Annotated in this window: 7 protein-coding genes; 2 read left to right on the forward strand and 5 right to left on the reverse strand. The window is 70.6% G+C overall.

The window, feature by feature from the left end:
- Positions 1-288: 288 nt before the first annotated feature.
- The 3 genes from ABZ911_RS42835 to ABZ911_RS42845 all read right to left on the reverse strand — a co-directional run bounded on the left by ABZ911_RS42835 (position 289) and on the right by ABZ911_RS42845 (position 2,423).
- Positions 289-780 carry a DUF1772 domain-containing protein gene (locus ABZ911_RS42835; protein WP_358070358.1) on the reverse strand — a complete coding sequence of 164 codons (492 nt, stop codon included), beginning with the start codon at positions 778-780 and terminating at the stop codon, positions 289-291.
- A gap of 107 nt (positions 781-887) precedes the next feature.
- Complete coding sequence (locus ABZ911_RS42840) at positions 888-1,082, reverse strand: hypothetical protein (RefSeq protein ID WP_358070361.1); 195 nt, start codon at positions 1,080-1,082, stop codon at positions 888-890.
- A gap of 612 nt (positions 1,083-1,694) precedes the next feature.
- Positions 1,695-2,423 carry a tyrosine-type recombinase/integrase gene (locus tag ABZ911_RS42845; RefSeq protein ID WP_358070364.1) on the reverse strand — a complete coding sequence of 243 codons (729 nt, stop codon included), beginning with the start codon at positions 2,421-2,423 and terminating at the stop codon, positions 1,695-1,697.
- A gap of 30 nt (positions 2,424-2,453) precedes the next feature.
- On the opposite strand from ABZ911_RS42845, the gene ABZ911_RS42850 reads away from it, so the two are divergent.
- Positions 2,454-2,654 (forward strand): hypothetical protein, encoded by a 201-nt coding sequence (locus ABZ911_RS42850; protein ID WP_358070367.1) that lies wholly within the window; start codon positions 2,454-2,456, stop codon positions 2,652-2,654.
- Between the two features lie 147 nt (positions 2,655-2,801).
- Here the strand turns inward: ABZ911_RS42850 and ABZ911_RS42855 are convergent, their stop codons facing one another.
- Positions 2,802-2,924, reverse strand: a complete 123-nt coding sequence (locus ABZ911_RS42855; protein ID WP_358070370.1) for a hypothetical protein — start codon at positions 2,922-2,924, stop codon at positions 2,802-2,804.
- 222 nt (positions 2,925-3,146) lie between these two features.
- On the opposite strand from ABZ911_RS42855, the gene ABZ911_RS42860 reads away from it, so the two are divergent.
- Entirely contained in the window at positions 3,147-4,181 is a 1,035-nt protein-coding gene (locus ABZ911_RS42860) for a hypothetical protein (RefSeq protein ID WP_358070373.1), read from the forward strand.
- Here the strand turns inward: ABZ911_RS42860 and ABZ911_RS42865 are convergent, their stop codons facing one another.
- Positions 4,182-4,901: a helix-turn-helix domain-containing protein gene (locus ABZ911_RS42865; RefSeq protein WP_358070376.1), complete on the reverse strand. Its 720-nt coding sequence runs from the start codon at positions 4,899-4,901 to the stop codon at positions 4,182-4,184.
- Positions 4,902-4,919 lie beyond the last annotated feature (18 nt).

Consider the following 4,919-nt stretch of genomic DNA (forward strand, 5'->3'; position numbering starts at 1 on the left):
TCAACGAGCCCAGCGAGGACGAAACCCTGTCAGATACGGAGAGTGCCGCGTAAGACCTCGGTAGCACCGTGTCCCAGTTGACTTGACACATACCGACGTGTTGGGCGTAGGCGGCTCGGACAGCACGGCCAGCGAGGCGCTCGAGCATGCTCATCATTGTCTCCTGGGAGGGTTCAGGCTCACGAGGTGTATGCGTCCTGGGTGTCGGCGTCGCTGCTCACAGGTCGAAGGCGTGATGCGGGCAGGAACGTGATGGGTCACCGATAGCGACAGATCGGTGCTCGAGGGCTACGGACGCCCCCGCGCAGCACGTGCGCTCTGGATACTGTCGCGGCGGTTGTGTTGGCGTCCATGCAGGAGGAGTGCGCGGGCGAGTGCGGCGACCGCAGCGATGCAGAACAGGGTGCGCACGACGTGCCCGATGACCCAGGGGGCCTCGAATTCGTTGCGAACGCGGGACAGGTCGGCTATCTGACCGGGATCGCCGGCCTGGCTGATCTGTTCGTTGAGCGGGATGTGAAAACCGCCGGTGATGGCGAGGACGACCCCGTAGAGCACGAGCGCCGCGATGACCCAGCGCAGCGCGGGTCCCCGGGCCAGGCACGCTTGGAGCACGGTCGCGAGCATGGCGAGTAGCAACGCCACCGTAAAGCTGAGCGGGAACACGGGGTTCTCGTTGAAGCGCTGCGTGATCGTCACGAAGGTGTGGTCGTCGACGCCGGACAGGTTGGGCATCACCACGACCGCGAACGTGAAGTTCAGACCGGCGACGAGGGCCATCACCACGAGTGTGGCGCCGAGCACGAGCCCAGTCCATCCGTAACCGGCGGAGTCGTGACGGGCATGCGGAGTGTCGCTGGTCGCTGGGGGGTGGTAGCCGGGCCCGGTCATCGGTCGGCCGCCTGTGTCCAGGCGCCCGCCGCGGCGGCGATGCGGTGCTCCTGCAGGACCGCCCGCACCTGGTCGAGCAGGAGCGCGGACGCCTGCCGTGGCCGCCATTCGGCGAATCCACGCACCCGCTGCGATCGGTAGGTGCGGCCCGAGATGGTGCCGGAGCCGTTGTCGAGGCTTTGACCAGCCATCTATTCAGGTTACGCCGGACGCCGGTGATCGCCTTCGGGAGCCGTCGGCTGAGCGTCGCGGAGGGCGGGCGAGCCGGGGTTTCGTGACTTTTGCGACAGGGTCACGCGCGCGGGGGTGACCGTCTGGGCCGGTGACGCTTTTGGGGCTCAGCTCGCCCAGGGCATCGGCGGCGATCCCCAACCCCAACACAGGACCACATCGGAGACCACCATGCACAATCACCTTTTGGACGCTCCAGCCGCTGCTGAGCGTCCGCCGCGCCGGTAGCGCCTCCAGGGCGGAGGAGTAGCAGAGGCCCGCGTACAGGTTAGGGTGCAGCGGCGGATGCACGTACGGTGTCGCGCCCACCAGGTCGCCGAGCGGGAGGACAACCCACACCTCGCGTTGCCTCTCGGACGGCGCCACCGGCTGGTTGAAGAACGCCCTCTACCAGGGCCAGGAGCTATCGTTCTGGCCTGAGCCCACCGCCAGAGGCAGGAAGCGGCAGTCGTGGTGGAGCCAGTGGAACGCGGTCGGCTGGCGGTTGTTGGCTCTCCCGGGCCTTGGGGGACCGCAATGTGGCCATATCCCAGAGCTGGTCGGCGCAGGCTCGTCGCGCCACTGGGGCCTGGTCATGCGGGTGGGCTCTGCGGCGGGCTGGTGGGCGCGGGGCGTAGGGGGCGGACCTGGGGTGCGCGCAGTCGGTCGGCGCTGCCGCGGAGTTCTTCGTCTGGGCGCAGGTCGTAGCGCATGGTGGTGTCGACGGAGGCGTGGCCGGCCATGCGGGCGGTCTGGATGGCGTCGGTGACGCGCAGCATGTTGGAGACGAAGGTGCGGCGCGCGTCGTGCGGGCGCACCGCTCCGGTGCCGGCCTGGCCGGCACGTTTGTCCAGGACGTCCTTGACCGCGGCAGGGGTCATCTGGCGGGGGCGGCCGGCGTACAGGCGGATCTTGTTGCCGCCGCGTTCCAGGCGGGGGAACAGCGGGCCGGGGGCGTTGCCGCGTGAGGCCAGCCACGCCTCCAGGTAGCGGGCGGCGAAGGTGTTGACCGGGATGGTGCGCTGCTTGTTGCCCTTGCCGATGATGCGCAGCATGCGGGTGGCCCGCTGGTAGTGGGCGTATTGGGCGGCGACGAGTTCGGCGCGGCACAGCCCGCAGGCGTCCAGCACGGCGATGATCGCCCCGTCCCGTGCTCCGGCCAGGGTGAGGTCGGCGTCGCAGACGGCGAGCAGCGCGCCGATCACTTCCTCGGGCAGGTACTCACCCGCGGGCTCGCGGGTGGCTTTGACGTTGGCGAAGTCGGCGGCGCGCTGGTAGTCCTCCGCGCTCATCAGGCCCAGCCGCCAGGCCTCCTTCAGCACCCGGCGCAGCGCTGAGAGGTGCTTGTTGACGTGGGAGGCCGACCAGCCCCGCCGGATGAGCAGGGCGCGGACGGCGACGGTGTGCTCGTAGCGCAGGGCGCCCCACGGCTGGCCGCGCCCGGTGACGCTCGTGTCCGTTTCAGCGGGCGGCCGAGTTGCAGGCGGGCGATCTGGTCCAGGCAGGTCGCCATCGTGCGCCGCGACTCAGCGCTGTCCAGGCTGGCCAGGTAGCTGTCGTAGGGGTCGCGCATCCCTGTCGTGCGCGCGCCCGCAGGTGCGAGGTCTGCATTGCCCCTTCCGGCCGTCCCGGCCGTAGCTGCGATGTCGGGGGCGGATGGGTGGGCGTCGATGACGGCGGGTGCGAAGTCGGTCATCGCGTCAGCTCAGCGTGGAAGCGGCGATGTCCACGGCGTGCGGCCAATACTGCAGCTTCCCGTTGTCGGGCAGGCGCGGCATGTCCGGTTCGGCACCCCGCACCTGCTCCAAGGGCAGGCCCGGCATGCTGAGGTGCACCTGGGCGCGGGGCTCGGCGCGGGTGAGCGGGACGAACTCCCACCGGCCCTGGATGTCCGCCTCCTGCAGGAGGTCGTGACCGGGCCACGTCGACGCCCGCCTCGCCGAGTTCGGCGATGAACGCGCCCAGGTTGGTCAGCGCGTGGTCGGTGGTGGCCCCGTCGATGGGGCTACCACCGAGGTTGCCGATGAGCACGCCGGCACCGCGGCGTGCGGCGGCCCGGGCTGCACCAACCCGCTGCCGCCGCCGGCCCGCAACGAAGACGGCACTCTCAAGGGGGGCCAACCCGGCCAGTACTGCTCGGCGGCCTGCCGCAGCGCCGCCGCCGCGCCCGCGACAAGGCCCGCCGCGCCCCGACCAGCCCGGCCAGCGCGGCCGGCCGCGGCGCCGGCGGCATGGCGAACATGATCACCCCGCTGGCCGCCCAGCTGGGCGGCTACCTGGACACCCTCAACGGGCACCTGGCCACCTCGCCACCGACCAGCAGGAGTGCCTGGCCGAAGCGGAAGACGACGCCGAAGCCGCGCTGGCCGCCGCCGAGGGAGCGGCGCGCCACGGCGGCCACGAGAGCACAGCGCGAAGCCCTGGACGCCGCCCGCACGGCGGCACAGGCCCAGGCCAGAGCCGAGCAGCGCACCAGCGCCGCCGAGACCAAGGAACGGGCCGCGCTGCGTGAACTCGGCGAGCACCGCGAGGCACGCGCCGCGGCCGAACGCGACGCCCTGGCCGTCCAGCTCACCCAGGCCAACACCGCGATGGAAGAGCTGGCCGGCGCCAACGCCACGCTCACCGCGACCCTGGCCGAGCGCGACCGCGACCTGGCCGCCGCCCGCGCCGACGTCCCGCGGCTGGAGCGCGAGGTGGACAGCGAGAGCGGCAAGCGGGCAGCGGCGGCCGCGCAGTTTGCCGAAACCAAGGCCGTCCTCGCCGACACCTCGGCCGAAACCGACCGCATCCGCCGGCAGGCCGACCCGCCGACGCCGCGCAGATCACCTCTCTGCGCGACAGGATCGAGCGACTGCAGACCGAGCATGCCGCAGCCGCCGCCGACGAGCGCGCCGAAGCGCGCCTGCACGCCCCTGCTCCCGATCAGAAGCGGACGCGGGGGGAGCAGGCAGGCGATCACCAGGACGGCCGGTGACGAGAGCAGCCGGTCCGCCGCCGTGCCCCGCCTCGTCCCTCGCCTGAGCACCCTTCGGCGTCGAATCCGACCTTCCAGCGGTACGATGACTTGTTCGTCTTGATCAGGTGGGCGTTGCCGGCGGGACTGGTGCGGTCGATGCCCGTTGTAGTGCTCGGCGTACTCGTTCAGGACCGGTGCGCACGCAGCGTTCGGCGTAGCAGTTGGCGCGTGGAGTTCGCGGCGGCGTCTTCGTCACCGTGACGCCCTCGCCGGCGAAGATCTCGTCGAAGGCGGCGGTGAACTTGGCGTCCTGGTCACGAATGAGGAACCGGAACGAGTCGGCCCTCCGCCCGAGATCCATGAGCAGGTTGCGAGCCTGCTGGGTCGGCCACGCGCCGGTGGGGTTGGCGGTTACGCCCAGGGTGTGAACGCGCCGCGTCGCCACCTCCATGACGAACAACACGGACAGGCGCTTCAAGGAGACCGTGTCGACGTGGAAGAAGTCGCAGGCCAACAACCCTTTGGCCTGCAGGCCTAGGAATGTCCGCCAGGAGGTATCGAGGCTTCGGGGAGCCGGCCTGTCTCGGCGCGAGCGCAGGATCCGTCGCACCGTCGCTTCGCTGACCTGCAAGCCGAGCCGAGCCAGCTCGCCGTGTACCCGCCGATACCCCCACCTCGGGTTCTCGCGTGCCAGACGCAGGACCAGGTCCCGGACCTCCTTGCTCGTTGCGGGACGGCCAGGGCGGTGGGAACCCCAAACAGCTCCTAGATCGCTGATGTGAAATTCGGTGATCGACTGCGGACGTGACGAAGGGCGTCCATGGTCAGTGTGTGAAGACAGACCTAGACGCCCTTCTGA

The sequence above is a fragment of the Nonomuraea sp. NPDC046570 genome (assembly GCF_040645915.1).
Taxonomy (GTDB): Bacteria; Actinomycetota; Actinomycetes; order Streptosporangiales; family Streptosporangiaceae; genus Nonomuraea.